Below are 23,776 nucleotides of genomic sequence, written 5' to 3'. Positions count from 1 at the left end.
CAGCGGGTTGTCTGGATCAGCGCGCCTTGGGTGTCACCCGCCAGATCACATTGCCGACATCGTCGGCCACCAGCAGCGCTCCGGTATTGTCCGGGCTCACGCCCACCGGTCGCCCCTGCGCATTGCCTTCGGCATCCAGAAAACCATCCAGCACCGTGATCGGCGTGCCGCTGGGCTTGCCGTCGACGAACGGCACGAACAGCACCTTGTAGCCACTGGGCGGGTCGCGATTCCACGAGCCGTGCTGGCCGATGAAGGCGCCCTGGCGGAAGCGCTCCGGCAGCAGGCTTCCGCTGGCAAAGCTCAGACCCAGCGAGGCGGTATGCGGGCCCAGCGCGTAGTCGGGCTTGATCGCCTTGGCCACCAGCTCGGGGTTCTGCGGTTTGACCCGCTCGTCCACATGCTGGCCGTAATAGCTGTAGGGCCAGCCATAGAAGCCGCCGTCGCGCACCGAGGTCAGGTAATCCGGCACCAGATCGCTGCCGATCTCATCGCGCTCGTTGACCACCACCCATAGCGACTTGCTCTGCGGCTCCCAGGCGGTGCCGACCGGATTGCGCAGGCCGCTGGCGAACACGCGGCTGCTGCCGGTGGCCGGGTCGATCTCCAGGATCGCGGCGCGGTTGAGTTCGGCCTCCATGCCGTTTTCGGCCACGTTGCTGTTGGAGCCAACGCCGACATACAGCTTGCTGCCGTCGGCGCTGGCCAGCAGCGACTTGGTCCAATGGTGATTCAGGCCGCCGGGCAGGTTGGCCACGAAGGTCGGCTTGGCGGTGATATGCGTCTCGCCGGGCTTGTACGGAAAGCTCACCAGCGCATCGGCATTGGCCACGTAGAAACGATCGCCGATCAGGGCCATGCCGAACGGGGAAAACAGCCCGCTGATGAACTGGGTGCGCACTTCGGCCACGCCGTCGCCATCGGCATCGCGCAGCAAGGTGATGCGGTTGGCACTGGGCACCACGGCGCCGGCCTTGCTCATCATCGCGCCCTGCACCTTCTTGCGGATGCCGCCGCCTTCGGCGTCTTCCGGCTTGGGCGGCTCGGCGGTCTCGGCCACCAGCACGTCGCCGTTCGGCAGCACATAGACCCAGCGCGGGTGATCCAGGTCGCGCGCAAACGCGGCAACCTGCAGGTCGTCGGCGGCGATCGGCTTGGCGTTCTCGGTCCAGCGCTTGACCGGCGCCACCTTGACAGTGGGGATCAGGCGTTTGACCGGCTCGGGCAATTGCGGGTTCGGCCCGGTCCCTTGTTCGATGGCAAGCGTGGCGGTATCGCCGCAGGCGGCGAGGAGGGCGACGGTCAGTAACGACAGCGGCCAGCGGGCGAGCTTCAACGCGGGAGCATTCATTGCGCGATCGATCCTGAACAGTTACGACAATCGGCCATCATGCCGTCAACGCCACGACGAGAAGTAAACACATCGTCAATGCGTGACTCAGGGAGCGGCTTGCGGATCGCTGCCCAGCGGCAAGGGGTGCACTGCCACGATGCGGTCCATCCAGATCCAGTGCGGCTCCTGCGCGGCATCCAGCTGGTCGATGCGCAACTGGCCGTTGAGGCCTTCGCGCTGCTGGTCGTCCAGATAGGTCTGGATGCTCGGGCGCACGGCGACGGTGCCGCTGATCATGCTGCCGTCGTCGAGCTCGACGCGCACGCGCTCCTGGCCACCGAGCAGCGACACCCAGTGTTCGAGCGTGGCGATCTGTACTTGTTCCGAATAGACATGCGGGGCGTATCTGGACATGGCGTCATCTCCATCGAAGGAATGCACCACGCTAGGCCATCGGCCGTGAAAGAGGCAGTAAACAGCCTCTTTCACCTGTGCTTGTCAGCCGGAGCGGCGGCGCCACGTCGGCGGCGCCTGCCGTCTCACTCCACCGATTCGCGCGCGGCGCGCACCGCGGTGACCAGTTGGGCGACGCTGTAGGGCTTGGCCAGATGCTCCTGGAAACCGGAGTCCAGCGCGCGCTTGCGATCGTCGTCGCGTGCCAGGGCGGTCACTGCCACGGCCGGCAGTGCCGCCGCGTCCAGCCCCATGTTCTCGCGCACGGTGCGGATCAGCCCGTAGCCGTCCATGCCCGGCATGCCGATGTCGGTCAGCATCAGGTCGAAGCGTGCATGGCCGCGGTGATCGATCAATGCCAGCGCATCGGTGGCGCTGCCGGCGGTGACCACTTCGGCGCCCTGCTCTTCCAGCAGGCGGCGCAGGTAATCGAGCATGTCCGGCTGGTCTTCCACCGCCAGCAGGCGCAAGCCATTGAGCGCGCGCGCTTCGATGATCTGTTCGGACATCAAGCGCCGGCGCAGTTCGCGCCGCGGACGCCTGGCCTGATCGGGAATATGCTCCGGCAGGCGCACCGTGAAGGTGGCGCCCTTGCCGCGACCGCCGCTGGTGGCGCTGACCTGGCCGCCATGCATTTCCACCAGCTGCTGCACGATCGCCAGGCCCAGGCCCAGCCCACCATGCTGGCGCGTGGTGGTGCCATCGGCCTGACGGAAGCGGCCGAACAGATGCGGCAGGAACTCCGCTGCGATGCCGTCGCCCGAATCGCGTATCGCGACCAGCAGGTGGCCGTCGTCGCGTTCGATGGTGACATCGATACGGCCATGTGCCGGGGTGAACTTGATCGCATTGGACAGCAGATTCCACAGCACCTGCTGCAGCCGCGTGGCATCGCCCAGCACCAGGCACGGCGTGGACGGAGCATGCACCTCCAGCACCTGGTCCTTGCCTTCGGCAGCCAGCTCTTGGGTGTTCAGGGCCTCGCGCACCTGTTCGACCAGATCCAGCGACTCGACCTCCAACTGCACCTTGCCCAGCAGCATGCTGCTGAGGTCGAGCATGTCCGAGATCAGGCGTTTCTGCGCACGGGCACTGCTGGCGATCACCGACAGGCCCTTGTAATTGGGATGACCTTCCTCGACCCGCTGCAGCAGCAGCTCGCTCCAGCCCAGGATGGTGGTCAGCGGCGTGCGCAACTCGTGCGACAAGGTGGCCAGGAACTCGTCCTTCAGCCGCGCCATGCTCTCGGCTTCGTTGCGTGCGCTGCGCTCGGATTCGAGCAGCTGCTCGCGTGCCAGTTCGATCTCGCGTTGTTCGGTCACGTCCGGGCTGCTGCCGGCCAGGCCGATGAAGCGCCCGTCGGCCGAATAGCGCGGCGTGGCGGTCATTTCGATCCAGCGCCACTGCCCGTCGTGGCGGCGCGCGCGCACCAGTGCATGCAGGCCGCGCTGTTCTTCCAATGCGGTGGCCAGTTCGAACTGGAAGATCGACAGGTCGTCCGGATGCAGCAACTCGCTCCAGGCCGACACCGTGCCGCTGGAAATGTCGATGCCGAAAAATTCGCCATAGGCACTGTTGACGAAGCGCACCACGCCTTGCGCGTCCAGTACCCAGACCGGCATCGGCAGGCCGTCGGCCAGGGCGCTGAAACGTGCCTCGCTCTCGGCCAGCTCGCGCTCCACCCGCTTGCGCTCGGTGATGTCCATGAACAACACCGCCACCCGCGCCTGCTCCGGCTGCCCGACCCGGAACGCATCCACCGAGTACCAGCGGCGCAATGCCTTGGCCTGCATTTCGAAGTGGATGCGGTTACCCGTGCGGGCGACATGGCCGTAGCGGTCGAACCATTCCTGTTCGTGATCGACCAGCATGCCGCGAATGGACACGTTCAATACATTGGACAGGCCGGTGTAGCGCTCGAACGCGCCATTGGTCATGCGGATCACGTAATCGACGGCCTTGTCGCCATCGAACACCATATCGATGACGCAAAACCCCGCATCCAGATTATGGAAGATCTCGTGGTACATCCCCGGGTCGAGGAAGGGCTCGGCGAGGGCTGCCGGGTGGCTGGTGGCCAGATCGGGGCTGGTGGTCGAGGTGCTCAAATCGGGATCCAGGGGTGGTGCCAGGGCGGATGACGGGCAGATGAAACCACGCCCGGTGTCGTCAGCGGGTGCACAGCCGGCCGACCCGGTTCACGCGCGTGCCGCCGGCTCCCCAGGGATCACCACAGCAGCGCCGCGCACAGCGCGATGCATGCCGCCAGCACCACGATCCCGGCGATCACGCCGCGAAACACCCACTCGCCTTCGCGGCGCAACTGCTCGTCCATCCAGCGCTGCGCTTCTTCGCGCCAGGCGGTGGAACGCGCGTACTCGGCGTCCAGCAACAGCAACCGCACCCGCGACAGGCCAAGTTTGGCGCATTCGCTGCGGCAGCGCTCGCTGAAACCATCCTCGCCGGTGGCGACCTGTGCGCCCAGCGGCAACTGCAGTTCGAGTTCATGCCTGGACATAACGGGGGCGCTCCTGATCAAGCTCGTGTTCCAGCGCCATCCGCGCCAGTTGGGTGTAGTTGGCGCGTGGACCCTGGCCGCGGCCGGTGAGCATTCCCTGGTAATCCAGGTCCTGCCAGACCCGCCCGGTCCACTCGACGCAATCCTCGGCGATCACCAGCATCAGCGAGTAGCGGTATTCCAGCCCGTTGGCGGCGGTGTAGGCGTAGACCGGCGGGAACTGCACCGCCACATCGCCCTGGCGCGCCAGCGCGGCCAGGTGTTCGCGCAAGGCATCGCGCGGCGAGGCTCCCGGTTCCATCCGCAGCGCGCGGGTCGCCAGGTCCAGATCCACATCGCTTTGCAGGGCGACGAAGGCGGCGGCCCCGGTGGCGGGGTTATGGCCGTGTTGTTTCGCCCAGTCGATGAACTGCAGGCGCACGTCCGACGGCAGGTGTGCCGGCGCCGAAGAGGCTGACTTTGTGCGGAAAGAGTGGGTGTCCATGCTGGCGATCTTCCGGGCTGCGCCGTGAAGCGCAGGCGCAGGCGCGGTGAACCCGCCGTCATGGCGCCAGCGCTGCGGATTAACCGCGTGGCAATGGCCGGCCAGCCCTTGCGTGGCAAGCGTTGCCGGCACGCAGACGCGCCCCCACACTGCAAGGACGCCCGGTACGTCCACGTACCTTCCGCTTGGAGACTTTCCATGAAACGTTCCAGCCTTTGCGGCGCCAGCCTGTTGCTGGCAGGACTGCTCGCGGCAACCGGCGCGCAGGCACGTGTACGCAACGTCACCGACCCGCAGGCGCCACGCGCGCTGACCGGCGATGGCAAGGTCGATGTGCGCTGGACCGACCCGGCGCAGTTTTCCGAAGTGCGCTTCAGCGGCAACCGCTGGGAAGCGCAGCGTGGCGACTGGGTGACCCAGCTGGCGACTTATTTCCAGCAGAGCGCCGCGCGCAAGCTGCCCGACGGCCAGCGCCTGAGCGTGACCATCACCGACATCCGCCGCGCCGGCCAGTACGAGCCCTGGCACGGGCCGCGCATGCAGGACGTGCGCATCGTCAAGGACATCTACCCGCCGCGCCTGAGCTTCAACTACACGCTGACCGGCGCCGATGGCCAGGTGATCGACCAGGGCGAACGCAAGCTGGTGGATTCGGCGTTTCTGATGAGCGGCCCGCGCCTGACCGACAGCGACCCGCTGCGCTTCGAAAAGGCGATGATCGACGACTGGGTGCGCAAGCAGTTCCGCGGCGACCGGAGTACTGCCGGGCTGTGAGCTGCCGCTTCAAGCCCCTCTCCGGTCGGCAGAGGGGTTGGGGTGAGGGCACGGAGCGAAGCCCACGCGTTGTTCCAAGTGCATGTGGCTTCGCACGTCCCCTCATCCGCCCCTTCGGGGCACCTTCTCCCGATGGGAGAAGGGACATCTCACCGCGTGACTCCCTCGCCCACTGCCGCCTCACCCACATACGTCCGCGGCACGCGCTTGAGTCCACACAGCAGTTGATACGCGCTGACATTGCACTGTGTCGCCAACGGGGAGACCCGCGGCGCATCGCCCCACAGCTGCACTGACGCACCGATGTCGGCCTGCGGGTGCTCGGTGAGATCCACGGTCAGCATGTCCATCGACACGCGCCCGATCAGCGGGCAGACCTGTCCATCCACCAGCACCGGGGTGCCGTTGGGGGCGAACTGCGGATAGCCGTCGGCATAGCCGATCGCCACCACGCCGACGCGAGTCGGACGCTCGGCGACGAAGCGGGCGCCGTACCCCACCGGCTCGCCGGCCGGCAGCTCGCGCACGGAGATGATGCGCGAGCGCAGCGTCATCACCGGGCGTAGTTGCGCGGTGGTGTCGGTGTCCTGCGGGAACGGGTTTGCGCCGTACAGCATCAGCCCCGGACGCGACCAATCGTTACGCAGCGCCGGCCAGCCGAGCAGGCCGGGCGAATTGCGCAGGCTGGTTTCGGCCTGCATGCCGCCTGCGGTGAGCGCGAACGCCACCGCCTGCTCGTCGGTGCGGCTGCACTCCAGCTCGTCGGCGCGCGCCAAGTGGGTCATCAGCACCAGCGAGGCGATCTGCGGCAGCCCGCGCAGCCGCAACCACGCCGCACGAAAGTCTTCCGGTGACAGGCCCAGGCGATGCATGCCGCTGTCCAGCTTCAGCCAAACCCGCAACGGACGCGGGCTCTGGAACTCGGCCAGCGCGCGCACCTGCTGCGGCGTGGCCACCACCGTCCACAGATCATGCTCGGCAATCAGGCGCAGTTCGTCGTGTTCGAAGAACCCTTCCAGCAGCAGGATCGGCGCACGGATGCCGGCCTGACGCAGCTCCAGCGCTTCTTCGATGCAGGCCACCGCAAAGCCGTCGGCCTCGCCGTCCAACGCCTGCGCGCAGCGCACCGCGCCGTGGCCGTAGGCATCGGCCTTGACCACCGCCAGGGCCTTGCTGCCGCCCAGGCGCTTGGCCAGGCGGTAGTTGTGACGCAATGCGTCCAGGTCGATCAACGCTTGCGCAGGACGCACTACGCGGCCTCCTGCTGCGCGCGGGCGCTGCGTGGCGACAGGTAACGGAAGATGTCCAGGCCTTCGCTATCGATATCGGGCGTACGGCCCTGCATCAGGTCGGCCAGATAGCGGCCCGAGCCGCAGGCCATGGTCCAGCCCAGGGTGCCGTGGCCGGTATTGAGGAACAGGTTGGCATACGGCGTGGCGCCGACCACCGGCGTACCGTCCGGCGTGGCCGGGCGCAGGCCGGTCCAGAACTCGGCCCGGGCCAGATCGCCGGCACCGGGGAACAGGTCGTTGACCACCATCTCCAGCGTGGCGCGGCGGCGCGGATTCAACGACAGGTCGAAGCCGGCCACCTCGGCCATGCCGCCGACGCGGATACGGTCGTCGAAGCGGGTCAGCGCGATCTTGTAGCTCTCGTCCAGCACCGTGGAGGTCGGCGCGCGCGCGGCATCCACGATCGGGATGGTCAGCGAATAGCCCTTAAGCGGATACACCGGCAGGTGCAGGCCGAGCGAGAGCAGCAGGTCGGCCGAATAACTGCCCAGCGCCAGCACGTAGCGGTCGGCGGTCTCGATGCGGCCATCGATCTGCACGCCGGTGACGCGCCCGCCTGCGTGCTGCAGATGCTCGACCTGCTGCCCGTAGCGGAACTCCACCCCCGCCTGCGCGGCCAGTTCGGCCAGGCGCTGGGTGAACAGCCGGCAGTCGCCGGTCTGGTCCTCGGGCAGGCGCAGGGCGCCGGCCATCTGCGCGCCACCGCCGGCCAGGCCCGGTTCGAACTGGGCGATCTGCGCCGGGGTCAGCAGCTCGTAGGGCACGCCGTACTGGGCCAGCACCTCAATGTCCTGCGCGGCGGCATCCAGTTGCTGCTGGGTGCGAAACAGCTGGGTGGTACCGAGCTGGCGGCCTTCGAACTCGATGCCGGTGCTGGCACGCAATGCGTTCAGGCAATCGCGGCTGTAGTCGGACATGCGCACCATGCGCGCCTTGTTCACCGCATAGCGCTCGGCAGTGCAGTTGCGCAGCATCTGGCTGAGCCAGGCCAGCTGACGCAGGTCGCGGGTGGGCCGGATCGACAGCGGTGCATGCTGCTCGAACAGCCACTTCACCGCCTTGCCGGGCACACCGGGCGCGGCCCACGGCGAGGTGTAGCCGAACGACAGCTGGCCGGCATTGGCGTAGCTGGTTTCCAGCGCCGCCGCCGGCTGGCGGTCGACCACGGTGACCTCGCAACCGGCCTGTGCCAGATACCAGGCCGTGGTGGTGCCGATAACGCCACTACCGAGAATGAGCACCCGCATGTCGTTCTCCTGGAAAGGGTATTCCCCCACAACCAGGCGCCGAGGGGGACAGTTAGACGCAGTATATTGCGAGCCAGGCAGTGCCATTTCTGGAATCAGCCTGCCTTGGCAGTGAATCCTCCTGTCAAACCCTGTGGAAGCAGACCCGATGACGACCCGCACCCGCGAGCTGGACAAGATCGACCGCAAGATCCTGCGCATCCTGCAGCAGGAGGGGCGGATTTCCTTTACCGAACTGGGCGAGCGGGTGGGCCTGTCGACCACGCCCTGCACCGAGCGCGTGCGCCGGCTGGAGCGCGATGGCGCCATCACCGGCTACTACGCGCGGCTGGACCCGCACTATCTCAAGGCCAGCCTGCTGGTGTTTGTGGAGATCAGCCTGGCCTACAAGTCCGGCGACATTTTCGAGGAGTTCCGGCGCGCCGCGCTCAAGCTGCCCAACGTGCTGGAATGCCATCTGGTCTCGGGCGATTTCGACTACCTGCTCAAGGCGCGCATCAGCGAGATGGCCTCCTATCGCAAGCTGCTCGGCAGCACCTTGCTGACCATGCCGCATGTGCGCGAGTCCAAGAGCTACATCGTGATGGAAGAGGTCAAGGAGACCCTGGCGTTGCCGATCGAGGGCTGAGATTTGGGAGTCGGAATTGGGGATTGGTAACAGCGCGGGTCAGCGCACCACGCGCATGCCGTCGCCGGCCGGGACCGCGTCGTAATAGCGCCCGGTCTTGGTATCCAGCACCCGGTTGGCGCCGGCCGGCTGCATGCCCTGCAGCAAGCGGCCATTGCGGTCGTAGACCATCGGCGCGCTGGCCGGCGCAACCTGGCTGCCGGCCGGCGCCACCGGCGTTTGGGCCGGGCCACGGGTCGGGATGGTGGGCGCGGACGGGCGCTGGCCGAGCTGCGATGGCACCGGAGCCGTGGCCGGCGCGGGCTGCACTGCGCGCGGCGCGGTCAGCGTGGGCTGGGCGGGCGTCGGGCTGGTGATCGGCTGCAGGGTATTGGACGAGCGTGTGCTGGTGGCCGATTGCGCTGCCGCAGCGCCAGCGGCAGCCAGCAGGCCGCACAGCAGCAGGCCGCGCGTTGAAGAAAGGATCGCCATGACGGACACCGTGCTTGATCGAGGAGTACTCACTGGATGGGGGCGCCGGCGTGTTGCGGCAATACGCGGGATCGGCTGCGGGATGAACGCGTTCGCCAGATGATCACGGCGCGAAAAACACCTCCTTTTTTCATCGGGACGATGTGGCGCGCAGCGCCGGATGAGGGTGCGTGAAGCCTGGCAATCAGTACTGCGTCATGGCTTCGCCACCTTACCCTCGCCCCAACCCCCGCTCCGCGCCCCGCCCCGCCCTGCGCCAGCGGCGCAGGCGCACCAAGGCACGCGCGCCAGTGGCGCGCAAGCTGTGCCGTGGCGCCCCGGCGGGAGAGGGGCTTTGTCCCGGCACGCTTGAACCACGCCGACAGCGCCCACATCACGGGTGCAGGCGCGGCACCCTGCCAGCGCGCGCATGCGAGAACCCCATGAGCCAGTTCGATCTGACCCCTCCCTCCCCCGCCCAACGCGACGCCCTGATCGCCGGGCTCAGCGACGAGGAACAGCGCGTGCTGCTGCACCATGGCACCGAAGCGCCGTTCTGCGGGGTGTTCCTGGACAACAAGCTCGACGGCGTCTACACCTGCCGCCTGTGCGGGTTGCCGCTGTTCCGCTCCAGCGCCAAGTTCGAATCCGGCACCGGCTGGCCGAGCTTCTTCGCCCCGTACGACACCGCCCATGTGCGCGAAATCCGCGACACCAGCTACGGCATGATCCGCACCGAGATCGTCTGCGCGCGCTGCGACAGCCACCTGGGCCACGTGTTCCCCGACGGCCCGCCGCCGACCGGCGAACGCCACTGCCTGAACTCGGTCTCGCTGGGCTTTACCGAAAATGGCCAGGCCCTGCCCAACCCCTTGCAGCGCGCAGGCGCCGAAGCGCAACCGGCCTGAGCCGACGCATGCATCCGGCCCGGAGGGATTCCGTGCCGGATGCATGCCTGCAACACCTGCGCCCACTGGCAGGCGCTGCCGCGTCGCCGACGCAATGTAGCGACCCCGACAAGGCGTCGAACCACCGCTGTAGCCAGGCGCGATTCACCTGAGCAAGGCTAGGTCACGATGAGCGTTGCAGGGATTGCTTGCAGTAGGCAGCCGCGCCGCAAAGCCATTCAATCAAGGGCTGGAACGGCCTGAGCGCACCTGGCGCTAGCAACGACAGCGCCGCAACCTGCCGCGTGAAGATGCGATGCACCGAGCGATCGTTCAGTTACACCGCACACCTTCACGCCGTGCGCTTCAAGAATCCGCCGCGCAAGCCGAAACAACAGCAACCCTGTTTGCTTTTGGCTGCGCCATGCTCATCATCATCGGCTTCATCGTCGTCATCGTCAGTGTCCTCGGCGGCTATGTGCTGTCGCATGGCAAGCTGGGCGCGCTCTGGCAGCCGTACGAGCTGATGATCATCGGTGGCGCGGCGTTCGGTGCGTTTCTGGTCAGCACGCCCGGCAAGATCGTCAAGGAGACCTTCAGCAGCATCCTGGGCGTGTTCAAGGGCCCGCAGTACAAGTCCGACGATTACAAGGACACGCTGAGCCTGATCTACGAGCTGCTCAACAAGGCGCGCCGCGATGGCTTCATGGCGCTGGAAGATCACGTCGAAAAACCGCAGGACAGCACCATCTTCGGCAACTACCCCAAGGTGGTCGCCGACCATCACCTGCTGGACTTCATCACCGACTGCCTGCGTCTGATGATCGGCAGCAACATCGAGCCACACGAGCTGGAGCCGTTGCTCGAGCTGGAGCTGGAAAAACATCACCACGAAGCGCTGGCGCCCTCGCATGCGCTGAGCAAGGTGTCCGACGGCCTGCCCGGCTTCGGCATCGTGGCGGCCGTGCTCGGCATCGTGATCACCATGGGCTCGATCGGCGGGCCGATCGAGGAGATCGGCCACCACGTCGGCGCCGCCCTGGTCGGCACCTTCCTGGGCATTTTGCTGGCCTATGGCTTCGTCGCACCGCTGGCCGCGGCGATGGAAGCGCGCGCCGAGCAGGACGGGCGCATGTACGAGGCGGTCAAGACCGCGCTGCTGGCCTGCCTGCGTGGCTACAACCCGAAGATTGCGCTGGAATTCGCGCGCAAGACGCTGCCCTCCAACGTGCGTCCGAGCTTTGCGGATTTCGAAACGCACCTGAAGACGATCAAGTAGGACCGCGGTCATGGCCGAGGGCAAATCCACCGTCGTCATCCGACGGGTCAAGAAGGTGCAGGGCGGCGGCCATCATGGCGGCGCCTGGAAGGTGGCGTTTGCCGACTTCGTGACCGCGATGATGGCGTTCTTCCTGGTGCTGTGGCTGATGGCCGCCACCACCAAGGAGCAGCGCGCGGCGATCTCGGAATACTTCCGCAATCCCAGCCCGTTGTCGGGCAAGTCGCCGGCCCCCTCCCCGGGCATGAACGGCCCTGGTGGCGCCAGCACCTCGATGATCAAGCTCGGCGGCACCGCCGACATGGCCAAGGGGCAGAAGGACGAGATGGGCCGCAAGCGCGACAACGCTGCCGACACCAACGAAGACAGCCGCGCCAGGGACAAGAAGCGCCTGGAAGCGCTGATGCAGGACCTGAAAGAGGCCATCGACAAGAGCCAGGCGCTGGAGCCGTTCAAGGACCAGTTGCTGCTCGACCTCACCCCGGACGGCCTGCGCATCCAGATCGTGGACAAGCAGAACCGGCCGATGTTCGACATGGGCCGCGACCAGCTCAAGCCGTACACCGTGGCGATCCTGCGCGAGCTGTCCAGCTTCATCAACCAGGTGCCCAACCACATCAGCATCACCGGCCACACCGACACCACCGCCTACAGCAGCGATACCGGTTACACCAACTGGGAACTCAGCGCCGACCGCGCCAACGCCGCGCGCCGTGCGCTGGTGGGCGGCGGCATGGACGATGCCAAGGTCACCCGCGTGGTGGGGCTGTCCTCGTCGGTGCTGTTCGACAAGACCGACCCGCAGAACCCGATCAACCGCCGCATCAGCATCGTGGTGATGACCCAGGATGCCGAACAGGCCGCGCTGGCCGGCGCCGGCCAGGGCATTGCGCTGGGCAAGCCGACCCACGATGCCGACACCCATGTGCCGGATCTGAGTGCCGCAGCAACCGCCACCACCGCGGTGGGGACCCCGGCCGCGCTGCCTGCGGCAGGACCCAGCGCTGCTGCGCCGACGGGCGGACCTGCGGCTGCGGCCAGCGCCACATCGCCCGCTGCAGCGCCCCCGGCCACCAGCGCCGCGCCGGCGGCACCGCGCGTCTCCACGCGCAGCCAGGTGGCTTCGGCCACCGCACTGGCCAAGGCTGCCGAAGCCGCCGTGGCCGCACCGCGCACTGCGGTCAGCGAAGTACCCGCGCGGCGCTGACGGCGTCTGCGGGAACTTGGCCTGAGGTTGCCTGGCGGTTTTTGGCGTTCTTGGCGTTCTTGGCGTTCTTGGCGTTCTTGGCGGTTGCGGGCAGCGGGCAGCGGGCGGCGGCAGACGGCAGACGGCAGACGGCAGACGTTATCGTGCATGTCGAATCCGATGTGCATCCCGAACTTGATTTGCATCCCGGATCTGGTCGCCCTGCGGGCTGCTTGTCGGGCTTGTAGGGCTTGTCGTCCTGAATGCCGATCCTGACCGGCAATCGCGCGTTGGCGCTCCGACAGACCCGCGGTGCCAGCCGCTGCAGCCTGTCCGACATATCGGCGTCAGCGGCCTTCGGAGCGCCGGAAGCGCCGACAGCAGCATCCCCCGGCGCGGCCGGCGTTCATCGGCCTGGCGGAGGTACCCGAGCCGGGTCACGCGCAAGCGCCTAGAATGGTCGGCCATTCCCAGCGTCGAGAACACCGTGTCCCGCAATTCCAAGGCCAAGCGCGACAAGCGCAAGAAGTCCCAACCCAAGCGCCCGATCGTCCGTCTGGGCCAGGCGCCGCAGATCGCCAACCATGCCGTGCTGCAGGATGCCGACGGCCGCGTGGTCGCTGCGATCGGCTTGCAGAACGGCAGCGAATGGCTGCTGTCGATCGGCGGCCAGACCATGGGCAGCGCCGACAACCCGGTGCCGATGCTGGCCATGCTCAAGCACCTGGCCAATCTGCAGGAGAAGGAAGGCAAGACCATCTCGCTGGAATACTCCACCCAGCTGCAGCAGATGATCGACGACCTGGCCGCCGAAGACGGCAAGACCGCCGAGGAATACCTGACCACGCTGGTGTCCGAGTTCGAGAACAGCGACGCTGAAGGCGACGACGGCGAAGCCGAAGACGCAGACGCCGAGGCAGGCGATGCCCCGGCAGATGCCGATGCGGACACCGATGCCGATGCTGATGCCAGCGCCGAAGACGCCGCTGCCGACACCGCAGGCGACGCGTCGCAGGACGACGCCGACGACGCAACCGACGACGGCAAGAAGAAGGGCAAGAAGGCCTAAGGCCTGCCCGTGGCCGTCTACGTCGACGATGCGGTGCATCCGTGGCGCGAGCAGCGCTGGGCGCACCTGCTCGGCGATACGCTGGACGAGCTGCATGCGATGGCGGCGCGGCTGGGCATTCCCCGCCGCGCCTTCCAGAACAAACTCAGCGGCGCGCACTACGACGTGTCCGCAACGCTACGCGCCGAAGCGATCGCGCTCGGTGCCATTGCGATCTCCCGTCACACCGACCGCGCCCTGCTCAAGGCCTTGATCGCCAACGCGCGTGCACAGGCGCGCGGCGAGGCGCCTTGAGGCGGGGATTGGGGAGTCGGGATTGGGGAGTCGTAACGGCGATCGCCACAACCTGATTGGCGGCGCGCCGTTGTAGGAGCGCGCCCGAGCGCGAGGACCCGTCCCGGTAACGCCCGTCGCGCGCAGGCACGCTCCTACGTGGCAAGCGCTGGCCCGTTCATGCGTCCTGGCCTGGAGGCCTGCAACTTCCAGCACCCATGATGACGGCATCCCTCTGCACATGACGGCACGCCGTTGTAGGAGCGCGCCTGAGCGCGAGGAGCTGTCGCGGTAATGCCCGATCGCGCGCGGGCACGCTCCTACGTGGCAAGCGCTGGCCCGTTCATGCGTCCTGGCCTGGAGGCCTGCAACTTCCAGTACCCATGATGACGGCATCCCTCTGCACATGACGGCACGCTGTTGTAGGAGCGCGCCCGAGCGCGAGGAGCTGTCCCGGTAACGCCCGTCGCGCGCAGGCACGCTCCTACGTGGCAATCGCCGGGCTGTGGACCATGCCTGCGCGGCAGACCTTAGTGGCCACCAGGCGCTTGGCATGCTGCTGCGGCAGCACGCACCACCGCGGCTCGACACAACCACACCCACACATCGTTCCTGCGAATCCCGAATCCGGAATCCCCCAATCCCGATTCCCCAATCCCGGCCCTGCCTCAGAACGCTTCGTTCCCCAGCCGCACTTCCACCCCCAACAGCGAGGTCAGCGCCAGCATGGCGTCGTCGTCGCGGCTGAGCGCGATCCAGCCGGCATAGGCGTCGCCGCCGGTGTTCCAGTTCCACAGCGAGTAGCCGTGCTCGCGCAGACGATCAAAGGCCACCGCCATCAGGTCGGGCACACTCAGATCGCTGGAAAACTCCTCGTCATCCAGGTCGCCGCCCCAGTCGATGCGCAGGTTCCAGCGCGCGCTGAGTTCGTCGATGGCGGCAATGAACGCGTCGGTGTCCTTCCAGTCCACGAAAAAGCCCGAGCGCCAGTCGATCGCATCCTTCAAGGCCCACAACCAGGCATCGTCGCCCTCGTCGTCGTCCAGGTCGGCCTGTGCCTCGCGCCAGGTATCGAACTGGCCCAGGGCGGTGTCTTCGTCGCCGGGATTGATCAGCACCAGCAGATTCCACACCCGCGCCGGGTGGTCGTCGACATCGTCTTCGTCGCCTTCGGGCTGCAGGCCTTCGTCGTCTTCGTAATCGGCGCTGTTATCGGGCATGGCGGTCTGGTTCCAGGAGTGCAGGCGTGAAGTGTGAGGCCTGACGGGGCGCAAGCAAACCGCCCGGCGCGTGCGCCGGCAGCGCCGGGGCTGATCTTCGCGGCGCGGGCCCGTATCCTGTGCGGCCGAAGACGGCCATCCCGGCCGCCATGACGCCTTTCCCATGAGCGATACCCCTCCCGATCATCTGGCCATCGATGCACGCAGCCCGTTCCACAATGCCGATGCGCTCAGCCGCGGCGTCGGCGTGCGCTTCAACGGTGTCGAACGCGACAACGTGGAGGAGTATTCGGTCAGCGAAGGCTGGATCAAGGTGCAGGTCGGCAAGGCCCGCGACCGTCGCGGCAACCCGATGACGATGAAGATCAAGGGTGAGGTGGTGGCCTACTTCCTGGACACCAAGAGCGACGCCAAGCCGGCTGCCGAATAAGAGCGGCTGACACCACCACGTCACGCCGGGCTACTGCAGGCCGGCTGCCCTGTGCCGTGGCTGCAGGGCCCTGGCCCGCCCACCCTCGCCGGGCACGCTGCAAGTACGTCCTTGCATAAGCGCTGGCGCGGCATCCATGCCGCATCAGCGCTGGCGACTGCGAGAGGGCGAGGACCATCGGAGGTGGTCGTTTCGTTGCGCAGAGCTTTCAATAAAGCAGCCGGCAAACTCTCTGGCGTGGCGCCCTCGCCGATTGCGAGACCGTGGGACGGCATGGATGCGGCTACCGAGTCCCCAGGGCCGGGTTCACGGCGCGTCCCGCGAGCGGCAAGGGCGCCGCGCACTCGCCCCAGTCAACGTTGACCCGGACTGCCGACGGCATCCACCAGGGTGCGGCCGACCAAACCACTGCCGTCACCACTCACGCCTTGAGCCGGTAACCGCTGCGGAAGATTGCCGCCACCACGCCCAGGCACACCAGCAGGAACAGGAAAGTCATGCCGGTGCTCACCGCGATGTGCACGTCGGCCTTGCCGTAGAAACTCCAGCGGAACCCGCTGATCAGGTACACCACCGGATTGAACAGGGTGACCTTCTGCCATAGCGGCGGCAGCATGTTGATCGAGTAGAAACTGCCGCCCAGGAAGGTCAGCGGCGTCACCACCATCAGCGGGATCACCTGCAGTTTTTCGAAGCCGTCGGCCCAGATGCCGATGATGAAACCGAACAGGCTGAAGGTCAGCGCGGTGAGCACCAGAAAGCCCAGCATCCACAGCGGATGCGCGATCTCGTAAGGCACGAACAGCCGCGCGGTGAGCAGGATCAGCAAGCCCAGCAACACCGACTTGGTGGCCGCCGCGCCCACATAGCCGATCACGATCTCCCACCAGGCCACCGGCGCCGACAGCACCTCGTAGATGGTGCCGGCCCAGCGCGGCATGTAGATGCCGAACGAGGCGTTGGAAATGCTCTCGTTGAGCAGGGACAGCATCACCAGCCCGGGAATGATGAAGGCGCCGTAGCTGATGCCGTCGATGTCGCCCATGCGCGAGCCGATCGCCGCGCCGAACACCACGAAATACAGCGAGGTCGACAACACCGGCGAGGCGATCGACTGGGTCAGCGTGCGGAAGGCGCGCGCCATTTCGAAGCGGTAGATCGCCGCGATCGCATGCCGGTTCATGCGCGCACCTCCACGTTGCGGGCGCCATGCACCAGGTTGACGAAGATCTCCTCCAGCGAACTCTCGCTGGAATGCAGGTCCTTGAAGTCGATGCCCTGCTCGTTGAGCCGCCGCAGCAACGCACCGATACCGGTCTGCTCGGCCTGGGTGTCGAAGGTGTAGACCAGGCTGTTGCCGTCGGCCGACAGCTCCAGCGGCAGATCGGCCAGCGCGGCCGGGATGGCCTGCAGCGGCGCCTGCAGGCTCAGCGTGAGCTGCTTCTTGCCGAGCTTGCGCATCAGCGTGTGCTTGTCTTCCACCAGCACCAGCTCGCCGCGATTGATCACCCCGACCCGGTCGGCCATGTCTTCGGCTTCCTCGATGTAATGGGTGGTCAGGATCACCGTGGTGCCCTGCTCGCGCAGCCTGCGCACCATCTGCCACATGTCGTGACGCAGCTCCACGTCCACGCCTGCGGTGGGTTCGTCCAGAAACAGGATGCGCGGCTCGTGCGCCAGCGCCTTGGCGATCAGCACGCGCCGCTTCATGCCGCCGGACAGCGTGGAAATCTTGTTGTGGCGCTTGTCCCACAGCGAGAGCTCGCGCAGCACTGTTTCCAGATACGCCGCATTGGCCGGCTTGCCGAACAGCCCGCGACTGAAGCGCACGGTGGCCCAGACGGTTTCGAACGCGTCGGTGGCCAGCTCCTGCGGCACCAGGCCGATGCTGGCACGCGCGGCGCGGTAGTCGCGCACGATGTCGTGGCCATCGGCCAGCACGGTGCCGGTGCTGGGGTTGATCAGCCCGCAAATGATGCTGATCAGCGTGGTCTTGCCGGCGCCGTTGGGACCGAGCAGCGCGAAGATCTCGCCGCGCCGGATCTGAAGGTCCACCTGCTTGAGCGCCTGAAAACCGCCAGCGTAGGTCTTGCTCAATCCCTGGATGGAAACGATTGGAGTCATGTCTTCTGCACTGGAGCGATCAGCCGCACAGGGTAGGCCGTGCGCCATGAAGATGGGAGAAGTGCGGATGGAATGGTGTCTTCCGGCGCGCGCCGGGAAGCCTCAGCGAACTGGACCGCGCACGCCTGCTGCGTCCGTTAGTCGGCGCATCTCCGTAGGAGCGCGCCTGAGCGCGATGGGGCTTTCCCGCCAACGCCCCATCGCGCCCAGGTGCGCTCCTACCCGAACACGGCAACCGCTGCTGCTCCTGCGATTCCCCACTCCCGATTCCCGCGCGCTCACGCGCGCTTGCGCGACTCGATCAGGTCCAGATTGCGCACCAGCCGGCGCGACAGGTCGTCGGAAATCTCGCGGCGCCTGGCCAGCTTGAACAGCTCGTTGCGCTCGGCCACCAACGCGGCATGGCGGAACTGGCGCAGCGCCTGTTCGTAGGCGCCGGCCTCTTCCGGATCGGTCTCGGCCATGTCCACCGCGCCGAGCTTGCGTTGATAGCGCTGGCTGACCTGGTTGGCGGCGGCGTTGTAGCGCTCGGCATGCTTGCTGCCGTCCACCAGCCGCTGACGCAGTTTTTCCACCGCTTCCAGCGCCGCCTGCGAGGCCGCCTTCACCGCCAAGTCTTCCTTGAGCTGCTCGTCTTCCTCTTCGGGCAATTCCAGCCCGCGCAGCAGCCGCGGCAAGGCCACGCTGGCCACCAGCAGCGACACCAGGATCACCGAGGCGGCCAGGAAGATCGCCAACTGGCGGGCCGGAAACGGCGAGCCGTCTTCCAGCATCAACGGCAGCGTGAGCACGCCGGCCAGGGTGATCGCACCGCGCACGCCGGCCAGCGAGACCGCCACCACGATGCGCCACGGCGGGCTGACATGCTGCTCGCCGCGCCACTGCGCCTTGAAGATGTTCCAGCGCAGCGACAGGAACACCCACACGAAGCGCAACGCCATCAGGCTGGCGCTGATGGTGGCCACGTACACCGCCAGCCACCACGGATTGAGGTGCCCGGCCTCCTGCACGCTGCGCACCGCCCCGTCCAGGATGCCCGGCAACTGTTCGCCCAGCAGCACGAAGATGATGCCGTTGAAGGTGAACTGCACCGTGTCCCACACCGCCGAGCGCTGCAGCCGCATATTGCCCGGCGCGTTGCCGGCCATCTCCACGTAACTCATGGTGACGCCGGCGGCTACTGCGGCCAGGATGCCGGAGGCATGGAAGGCTTCGGCCAGCAAATAGGCCGCGAACGGGGTCAGCAGATTGACCAGGATCGCCGAACCCGGCTCCTCGCCGAAGTGGCGCCAGATCCAGGCCTGGATGCGGCTCAGGCCAAACGTGGTGGCCACGCCCAGCGCCAAGCCGGCCAATGCCACCCACAGGAAGGTCAGCGAGGCGGTGGCGAGCGAGAAGCTGCCGGTCAGCACCGCGGCCACCGCGAACTGGAAGCACACCAGCCCGGAAGCATCGTTGAGCAGGGACTCGCCTTCCAGGATGTGCATCAGCCGCTTGGGGATCGACACCTTGGAGGCGATCGAGGACACCGCCACCGGATCGGTCGGCGAGATGATCGCCGCCAGCGCGAAGGCCACCGCCAGCGGCATCGCCGGGATCAGCCAATGGATCAGCAGGCCCGCACCGATCACGGTGAACACCACCAGCCCCAGCGCCAGCTCGAGGATGGCCGCCTTGTCGCGGAACAGGCCTTGTTTGGGAATGCGCCAGCCATCCAGGAACAGCAGCGGCGGCAGGAACAACAGGAAGAACAACTCCGGTTCCAGCTCGTGCCCGGCATCGAACACACCCGAAACCACCGCGCCAAGCGCAATCTGGACCAACGGCAAGGGCAACGAGAACGGCAGGATGCGGATCAGATAACCGCTGGCCGCGACCGCCAGCAACATGGCGAGGACGACATCGATCGAATGCATGGAAAACCCGGAAGAAGAAACGGTGCGCGCGTGCGGCATCGCATAGTGCAACGCACCATCACGCGCCTACGGAAACATACCGGTTTGCATCCGGCGATGAAACCTTTGCGCCACCTCGCCCGGCTTGCCGTTCGTTGCGGCAGATCTGCCATAGGGGCCCGTCAATGTCACACCGTTGCCGACTCGGGTCGGCGCGGCGCCGTTGGATACGCCAGCGAATGGACGCGCGCGCTCTGTTGCGGGAGCGCCCTGCCAGGCAGTTCACCGACAGACTGCAATCAGCTATGGCGAACGTGCCGCTTCGCATGCGGGGACGATTGCCGCGTGGTCTCGACCGGGACGATGAAGGTCGCTTGCTGTAGTTGCAGCCTGGAGTCGTAGTGACTCACCACCACCTTGACTACCTTGGGCTTTTTCCGGAAGGCATACGGCCACTGCGCGCCGACCATCTGCTGGCCGATCTTCTGGCCGTTGGCGTCTTCCACGAGGTTGAGGTGCACCGGGTAATTGCCTGCACCGCCATTGTCCGCATCGTTGGCATCGACCACATCGATATGGGCTTTTGAAAACGCCAGCGTCGACGGCCCGCCATCCTTGTCGTTGGCGCTGTCATCGAACCCGATGTTCCTGTAGCTGTAACTCACCAGCAGCACCTGCGTGGGACGCCAGGATCCACCGCCATCGTCATGGATGTTCACCTTGACCTGGCGCACGGCATCGACGGTGAACTGCCATTCGCCCGGAACAATCCATTGCTGCCGTGGCCGATAGGCTTCACTGGACGGAGCAACGGCCTTTGCCGGCGTTGGCGTCGAAGCCGGCGCTGCGGCCGAGACCTGCGTGATGCCGCACACCATCACGCTTGCAGCCAGGCATGCTGCCAGTGCCAGCCGCGTGCATTGGGTTTTTTTCTGCGTCATCTAGCTACAACCTTTCTGCGTGATTCGGTGAATTGCGTTGGCCGCAAATGCGGAGCCAGCCTGCAAGGTTCAGCGTCATTATCTGCACTCCACGCTAGCTGAGATAAGTGCAGCCGGTGGCGCGAGGTTACATGACACAAGCAGCAGATCACTACCGTCATCATGCTACAGCCGTGGTTATTTAGTCCGGCTTCACTCACGAACTTATGTAGCAAAAACCACCTGATATTCACGTATTCGATAATCAGGTTGCAGGACCAAAGATAATCCTGCCCGCCCTATTTGCGCTTGCTGGTAACTGTCGTCAGCAACGCATTGAACCTTGCCTGCACTGGCTGCGCATCGCATGGACGGCGGCAAGTCGATCGCGTCCTGTCTGCAATGGCACCTCGACCTGCATCGCTTCGGTTTCGACCACCGGCACATGCCTGGGTTGCAGCTGCCGCCCGAGCCCAGCGAGCGCAACAGGCTGTGTCGACGTCTGCGTTATGACGATCTCGAGCAACGCGGTGCCAGGTACGCCCGTGTAAAAACCGCGTGATGCATCCGCGCTGCATCTACCCGCGTATCCAGCACTACGATTGCCATCCAGGCAGTCGCTTACCCAAAGGATCGATGCCTCATGAAGACCTCATTCCAGTCGCTTGCCATTGCCACCGCCATTGCCCTGACCAGCGCCATGGCCCCCGCTTACGCCGCATCGAACCCGACCGTGGGCGGTGCGCCGATGCTGGTGACCAAGGACATCGTCGACAACGCCGTCAACTCCAAGGACCACACTACCCTGGTCGCCGCGGTCAAGGCCGCCGGCCTGGTCGACACGCTGAAGGGGCCGGGCCCGTTCACCGTGTTTGCCCCGACCAACGCCGCATTCGCCGCCCTGCCGGCCGGCACGGTGGAAACGCTGCTCAAGCCCGAATCCAAGCCCACGCTGACCAAGGTCCTGACCTATCACGTGGTACCGGGCAAGGTCGACGCCGCATCGCTGATCGCCAAGATCAAGGCAGGCGGCGGCAGCGCCTCGCTGACCACCGTGCAGGGCGAGGCGTTGACCGCAAAGCTCAACGGCAAGAAGGTCACCATCACCGATGCCAAGGGCAACACCGCCAACGTCACCATTGCCGATGTCATGCAGAGCAATGGCGTGATTCACGTGGTCGACAAGGTGTTGATGCCGTAACGGCAGCTCGCTGCCTGACGCAGGCAGTCGCAGGCGCGTGACCTGCATCGGCGGAACGCAGCCAGGTTCCGTCGATGGGTCGACGACGAACTGCGCACGCCAGCAACGTTCAGAGCAGCTGCATTGCCGCAAGCACTCGGGTAGGCGTGGACGCTGCGCTCGACACCGGCAGGTACGGTGGTGCATGCCGATGTCGAACACCGACCGCGCCTGTCTGACCAACATGCAGCAGTCGTGTCGGCAGCTGCCTCAAGTGATTGGTTGCACTGGCGTTGCACGGCAACGCCAGTGCATCAGCTGCACATGACTTAGGTGTAGACACTGCTGAATCGTTGTATCCGCGCATGCCTGGAAACAAGCTCCAGGCAGCGCCACCACACCGCAAAGCGGCGGTGAGGGAGCCACTGGCTCGCCAGTGGTTCCACTTGGTGTCTCGTTCTCCGACACCGTGCGCGTGCATTTGCACGCGCATTTTTTATGTCTTCGCCATGTGCTCTGCAGCAACCGGTGCATCCAGCAACTGGCGCAAGTCCTCGACAAACCCGCGGTAGCCTTCCTCGCGCGCGGCCTCCGAGCCCTGCCGCAATACCCAGGAGGGATGCACGGTGGTCAGCACCGGCGTGCCGTCGTCCAGCCGCTGCCACTGGCCGCGCTGCTGCATCAAGCGAAAGCTGCTTCCCAACACCGCCTGTGCCGCGGTCGCGCCCAGGCAGACGATCTGCGCCGGACGCAGCTGCGCGCGTTCGGCATGCAACCAGCCGCTGCAGGCCTGCACATGCGACCGTTCCGGGTTGCGATGCAGCCGCCGCTTGCCGCGTTGCTCGAAGCGGAAATGCTTGACCGCATTGGTCACGTAGACCGTGGCGCGGTCGATGCCGATTTCGCCCAGCGCCATGTTGAACAAACGCCCGGCCGGCCCGACGAACGGACGCCCGCTCAGATCCTCTTCGTCGCCGGGCTGCTCACCGATCACCATCACCGACGCATCGCTCGGCCCTTCGCCGAACACCGTCTGCGTTGCCGGCTGCCATAACGCGCAACGCCGGCAATCGCGCGCGGCCACACGCAACTGCGCCAGGCTTTGCGTGGCCACTTCCGGCGTCGGCGCCGGCGCCGCCGGCACTCGCCGCCGCACCGGCTCGGGCGCACGCTCGGCCATCTCGCGCACGCGCACCCCGGCCTCGCGGATCAGCTCCGGCAACAGGCTCGCCTCGGGCAGGTTCTTCCAGTATTTCTGCGGCATTTCCTGCCGCATCATGGTCGGATTGAGACGCGCCGGATTGAAGATATGCGCGTAATAGGTGCGCCAGAGCGTCTCCTGCGCATCGTCGGCCGGCACCTGGGTGCGCACGGCGCCCTCGCCGAACGTCAACGCCTCACCGTCCCAGCGCACGCTGCGATACGGGGTGAGGATCGCCCAGCGCATGCCGGCGAAGCGGCGCGCGAAAAACGGCGCCACCCGATCCACGATCCAATGTTCGGGCTCGAACCACGCCACGAAGTCTTCTTCTTCCACCGGCAAACGCCGAAAGCGCACGAACGCCTTCATCTTGTGCGTATCGCGCTGCACCGCCTTTTGCCACTGCGTCACCCGATGCACATCGACATCGGTGGCCCGCTCCAGCAGCGCGCGCTCGCCGCAGGCCACCCGCCACAACAGCCGGTACAGCACCGCATAGCGCTGCGGATCGCGGTGACACAACACCGCTCCGGCCATCTGCAGGAACTCCGCCGACACCCGCGGCGCCGCAGCCACGGCCGGCAAATCCAGCAGCCCCTGCCCCATCAACAAGCCGCCCTGCGCTCCGCCATTCCATGCGATGGAGTCGGGCTCCACCTGCGCGCACCACCCTGCCCGCGCCAGCGCACGCCATGCTGCAAGGCTCCAGCCCGGCTCGACGTCAGCGTTGAACATCGCGGTGGTCAGGATGGAGAGGTGGGATTGGGGATTTGGGATTGGGGATTCGCAAAGCGTCGCGTTCCTGTGTCAGCACTGGCGTTCGGTGGCCTTTGCGCTTTCGGCGGTCTTTGCACTTGATGCCATCCTTCTCCGCCTTTCGGGCAGCTTGCCCGGCTACACGGCAGACGCCAGCGGACGCGGCGGTGCGCCGGA

At 66.4% G+C, this 23,776-nt stretch carries 24 protein-coding genes; 10 read left to right on the top strand and 14 right to left on the bottom strand.

Annotated elements, in window-relative coordinates; all coding sequences use genetic code 11:
- Positions 1-16 precede the first annotated feature (16 nt).
- The 5 genes from AC1KVE_RS11470 to AC1KVE_RS11450 all read right to left on the bottom strand — a co-directional run bounded on the left by AC1KVE_RS11470 (position 17) and on the right by AC1KVE_RS11450 (position 4,737).
- Complete coding sequence (locus AC1KVE_RS11470; protein WP_184632604.1) at positions 17-1,351, bottom strand: PQQ-dependent sugar dehydrogenase; 1,335 nt, start codon at positions 1,349-1,351, stop codon at positions 17-19.
- An 87-nt stretch (positions 1,352-1,438) separates the two neighbouring features.
- Positions 1,439-1,747 carry a DUF3247 family protein gene (locus tag AC1KVE_RS11465; RefSeq protein WP_016903450.1) on the bottom strand — a complete coding sequence of 103 codons (309 nt, stop codon included), beginning with the start codon at positions 1,745-1,747 and terminating at the stop codon, positions 1,439-1,441.
- Between the two features lie 125 nt (positions 1,748-1,872).
- Positions 1,873-3,906: a hybrid sensor histidine kinase/response regulator gene (locus tag AC1KVE_RS11460; protein WP_104568920.1), complete on the bottom strand. Its 2,034-nt coding sequence runs from the start codon at positions 3,904-3,906 to the stop codon at positions 1,873-1,875.
- 107 nt (positions 3,907-4,013) lie between these two features.
- Positions 4,014-4,304 (bottom strand): hypothetical protein, encoded by a 291-nt coding sequence (locus tag AC1KVE_RS11455; RefSeq protein ID WP_016903448.1) that lies wholly within the window; start codon positions 4,302-4,304, stop codon positions 4,014-4,016.
- Positions 4,291-4,737, bottom strand: a complete 447-nt coding sequence (locus AC1KVE_RS11450; protein ID WP_180970435.1) for a hypothetical protein — start codon at positions 4,735-4,737, stop codon at positions 4,291-4,293. Before AC1KVE_RS11450 ends, AC1KVE_RS11455 begins: the two co-directional genes overlap by 14 nt.
- Before the next feature lie 249 nt (positions 4,738-4,986).
- On the opposite strand from AC1KVE_RS11450, the gene AC1KVE_RS11445 reads away from it, so the two are divergent.
- Entirely contained in the window at positions 4,987-5,562 is a 576-nt protein-coding gene (locus tag AC1KVE_RS11445) for a DUF3016 domain-containing protein (RefSeq protein ID WP_024940281.1), read from the top strand.
- A gap of 149 nt (positions 5,563-5,711) precedes the next feature.
- Here AC1KVE_RS11445 and alr read toward each other — a convergent pair whose 3' ends face one another.
- Both alr and AC1KVE_RS11435 read right to left on the bottom strand, forming a co-directional pair.
- Positions 5,712-6,812 (bottom strand): alanine racemase, encoded by a 1,101-nt coding sequence (gene alr / locus AC1KVE_RS11440; protein WP_184458125.1) that lies wholly within the window; start codon positions 6,810-6,812, stop codon positions 5,712-5,714.
- Positions 6,812-8,101 carry a D-amino acid dehydrogenase gene (locus tag AC1KVE_RS11435; protein WP_481092105.1) on the bottom strand — a complete coding sequence of 430 codons (1,290 nt, stop codon included), beginning with the start codon at positions 8,099-8,101 and terminating at the stop codon, positions 6,812-6,814. Before AC1KVE_RS11435 ends, alr begins: the two co-directional genes overlap by 1 nt.
- 148 nt (positions 8,102-8,249) lie before the next feature.
- On the opposite strand from AC1KVE_RS11435, the gene AC1KVE_RS11430 reads away from it, so the two are divergent.
- Positions 8,250-8,729 carry an Lrp/AsnC ligand binding domain-containing protein gene (locus AC1KVE_RS11430; protein WP_024940284.1) on the top strand — a complete coding sequence of 160 codons (480 nt, stop codon included), beginning with the start codon at positions 8,250-8,252 and terminating at the stop codon, positions 8,727-8,729.
- A 39-nt stretch (positions 8,730-8,768) separates the two neighbouring features.
- Here the strand turns inward: AC1KVE_RS11430 and AC1KVE_RS11425 are convergent, their stop codons facing one another.
- Complete coding sequence (locus AC1KVE_RS11425) at positions 8,769-9,200, bottom strand: hypothetical protein (RefSeq protein ID WP_102580606.1); 432 nt, start codon at positions 9,198-9,200, stop codon at positions 8,769-8,771.
- 422 nt (positions 9,201-9,622) lie between these two features.
- Between AC1KVE_RS11425 and msrB the strand changes: the two genes are divergently transcribed.
- From msrB to AC1KVE_RS11400, 5 genes are all read left to right on the top strand, one after another.
- Positions 9,623-10,087, top strand: coding sequence for a peptide-methionine (R)-S-oxide reductase MsrB (gene msrB / locus AC1KVE_RS11420; protein WP_039525207.1), 465 nt, complete (start codon positions 9,623-9,625; stop codon positions 10,085-10,087).
- Positions 10,088-10,490: 403 nt separating this feature from the next.
- Positions 10,491-11,345 (top strand): flagellar motor stator protein MotA, encoded by an 855-nt coding sequence (gene motA / locus AC1KVE_RS11415; protein ID WP_024940287.1) that lies wholly within the window; start codon positions 10,491-10,493, stop codon positions 11,343-11,345.
- A gap of 10 nt (positions 11,346-11,355) precedes the next feature.
- Entirely contained in the window at positions 11,356-12,552 is a 1,197-nt protein-coding gene (gene motB / locus AC1KVE_RS11410; RefSeq protein ID WP_184458121.1) for a flagellar motor protein MotB, read from the top strand.
- Positions 12,553-13,018: 466 nt separating this feature from the next.
- Entirely contained in the window at positions 13,019-13,600 is a 582-nt protein-coding gene (locus AC1KVE_RS11405) for a hypothetical protein (RefSeq protein ID WP_184458117.1), read from the top strand.
- Between the two features lie 9 nt (positions 13,601-13,609).
- Entirely contained in the window at positions 13,610-13,894 is a 285-nt protein-coding gene (locus AC1KVE_RS11400; RefSeq protein WP_024940290.1) for a DUF4031 domain-containing protein, read from the top strand.
- Positions 13,895-14,541: 647 nt separating this feature from the next.
- Here AC1KVE_RS11400 and AC1KVE_RS11395 read toward each other — a convergent pair.
- The gene (locus AC1KVE_RS11395) at positions 14,542-15,093 is read right to left on the bottom strand and encodes a DUF6630 family protein (RefSeq protein ID WP_024940705.1); all 552 of its coding nucleotides are present in this window, start codon (positions 15,091-15,093) and stop codon (positions 14,542-14,544) included.
- Positions 15,094-15,256: 163 nt separating this feature from the next.
- Between AC1KVE_RS11395 and AC1KVE_RS11390 the strand changes: the two genes are divergently transcribed.
- On the top strand, positions 15,257-15,523 hold the full coding sequence (locus AC1KVE_RS11390; RefSeq protein WP_016900894.1) for a DUF3297 family protein: 267 nt from the start codon (positions 15,257-15,259) through the stop codon (positions 15,521-15,523).
- 421 nt (positions 15,524-15,944) lie between these two features.
- Here the strand turns inward: AC1KVE_RS11390 and AC1KVE_RS11385 are convergent, their stop codons facing one another.
- The 4 genes from AC1KVE_RS11385 to AC1KVE_RS11370 form a co-directional block, all read right to left on the bottom strand.
- Entirely contained in the window at positions 15,945-16,706 is a 762-nt protein-coding gene (locus AC1KVE_RS11385) for an ABC transporter permease (protein ID WP_016900895.1), read from the bottom strand.
- Positions 16,703-17,647, bottom strand: a complete 945-nt coding sequence (locus AC1KVE_RS11380) for an ABC transporter ATP-binding protein (RefSeq protein WP_054593062.1) — start codon at positions 17,645-17,647, stop codon at positions 16,703-16,705. Before AC1KVE_RS11380 ends, AC1KVE_RS11385 begins: the two co-directional genes overlap by 4 nt.
- Positions 17,648-17,925: 278 nt before the next feature.
- Entirely contained in the window at positions 17,926-19,563 is a 1,638-nt protein-coding gene (locus AC1KVE_RS11375; protein ID WP_016900897.1) for a Na+/H+ antiporter, read from the bottom strand.
- A gap of 278 nt (positions 19,564-19,841) precedes the next feature.
- The gene (locus tag AC1KVE_RS11370; RefSeq protein WP_435013154.1) at positions 19,842-20,483 is read right to left on the bottom strand and encodes a hypothetical protein; all 642 of its coding nucleotides are present in this window, start codon (positions 20,481-20,483) and stop codon (positions 19,842-19,844) included.
- Between the two features lie 346 nt (positions 20,484-20,829).
- On the opposite strand from AC1KVE_RS11370, the gene AC1KVE_RS11365 reads away from it, so the two are divergent.
- On the top strand, positions 20,830-21,024 hold the full coding sequence (locus AC1KVE_RS11365) for a hypothetical protein (RefSeq protein WP_115042717.1): 195 nt from the start codon (positions 20,830-20,832) through the stop codon (positions 21,022-21,024).
- An 81-nt stretch (positions 21,025-21,105) separates the two neighbouring features.
- A complete protein-coding gene (locus AC1KVE_RS11360; RefSeq protein WP_016900899.1) occupies positions 21,106-21,663 on the top strand; it encodes a fasciclin domain-containing protein in 558 nt (185 codons plus the stop codon).
- Between the two features lie 475 nt (positions 21,664-22,138).
- Here the strand turns inward: AC1KVE_RS11360 and AC1KVE_RS11355 are convergent, their stop codons facing one another.
- Positions 22,139-23,578, bottom strand: coding sequence for a UdgX family uracil-DNA binding protein (locus AC1KVE_RS11355; RefSeq protein WP_184458115.1), 1,440 nt, complete (start codon positions 23,576-23,578; stop codon positions 22,139-22,141).
- Between the last annotated feature and the right edge of the window lie 198 nt (positions 23,579-23,776).

This window comes from Xanthomonas sp. NCPPB 2864 (assembly GCF_056675615.1).
The sequence above is the reverse complement of the archived record's forward strand: the minus strand, read 5'-3'. Positions and strand labels throughout refer to the sequence as shown.

Excerpts from the sequence above, each read along its gene's own strand:
- AC1KVE_RS11470 (WP_184632604.1), bottom strand. The coding sequence starts at position 1,351 with ATGAATGCTCCCGCGTTGAAGCTCGCCCGCTGGCCGCTGTCGTTACTG.
- AC1KVE_RS11465 (WP_016903450.1), bottom strand. The coding sequence starts at position 1,747 with ATGTCCAGATACGCCCCGCATGTCTATTCGGAACAAGTACAGATCGCC.
- AC1KVE_RS11455 (WP_016903448.1), bottom strand. The coding sequence starts at position 4,304 with ATGTCCAGGCATGAACTCGAACTGCAGTTGCCGCTGGGCGCACAGGTC.
- AC1KVE_RS11445 (WP_024940281.1), top strand. The coding sequence starts at position 4,987 with ATGAAACGTTCCAGCCTTTGCGGCGCCAGCCTGTTGCTGGCAGGACTG.
- AC1KVE_RS11435 (WP_481092105.1), bottom strand. The coding sequence starts at position 8,101 with ATGCGGGTGCTCATTCTCGGTAGTGGCGTTATCGGCACCACCACGGCC.
- AC1KVE_RS11430 (WP_024940284.1), top strand. The coding sequence starts at position 8,250 with ATGACGACCCGCACCCGCGAGCTGGACAAGATCGACCGCAAGATCCTG.
- AC1KVE_RS11425 (WP_102580606.1), bottom strand. The coding sequence starts at position 9,200 with ATGGCGATCCTTTCTTCAACGCGCGGCCTGCTGCTGTGCGGCCTGCTG.
- msrB (WP_039525207.1), top strand. The coding sequence starts at position 9,623 with ATGAGCCAGTTCGATCTGACCCCTCCCTCCCCCGCCCAACGCGACGCC.
- motA (WP_024940287.1), top strand. The coding sequence starts at position 10,491 with ATGCTCATCATCATCGGCTTCATCGTCGTCATCGTCAGTGTCCTCGGC.
- motB (WP_184458121.1), top strand. The coding sequence starts at position 11,356 with ATGGCCGAGGGCAAATCCACCGTCGTCATCCGACGGGTCAAGAAGGTG.
- AC1KVE_RS11395 (WP_024940705.1), bottom strand. The coding sequence starts at position 15,093 with ATGCCCGATAACAGCGCCGATTACGAAGACGACGAAGGCCTGCAGCCC.
- AC1KVE_RS11390 (WP_016900894.1), top strand. The coding sequence starts at position 15,257 with ATGAGCGATACCCCTCCCGATCATCTGGCCATCGATGCACGCAGCCCG.
- AC1KVE_RS11385 (WP_016900895.1), bottom strand. The coding sequence starts at position 16,706 with ATGAACCGGCATGCGATCGCGGCGATCTACCGCTTCGAAATGGCGCGC.
- AC1KVE_RS11380 (WP_054593062.1), bottom strand. The coding sequence starts at position 17,647 with ATGACTCCAATCGTTTCCATCCAGGGATTGAGCAAGACCTACGCTGGC.
- AC1KVE_RS11375 (WP_016900897.1), bottom strand. The coding sequence starts at position 19,563 with ATGCATTCGATCGATGTCGTCCTCGCCATGTTGCTGGCGGTCGCGGCC.
- AC1KVE_RS11370 (WP_435013154.1), bottom strand. The coding sequence starts at position 20,483 with ATGACGCAGAAAAAAACCCAATGCACGCGGCTGGCACTGGCAGCATGC.
- AC1KVE_RS11365 (WP_115042717.1), top strand. The coding sequence starts at position 20,830 with ATGGACGGCGGCAAGTCGATCGCGTCCTGTCTGCAATGGCACCTCGAC.
- AC1KVE_RS11360 (WP_016900899.1), top strand. The coding sequence starts at position 21,106 with ATGAAGACCTCATTCCAGTCGCTTGCCATTGCCACCGCCATTGCCCTG.
- AC1KVE_RS11355 (WP_184458115.1), bottom strand. The coding sequence starts at position 23,578 with ATGTTCAACGCTGACGTCGAGCCGGGCTGGAGCCTTGCAGCATGGCGT.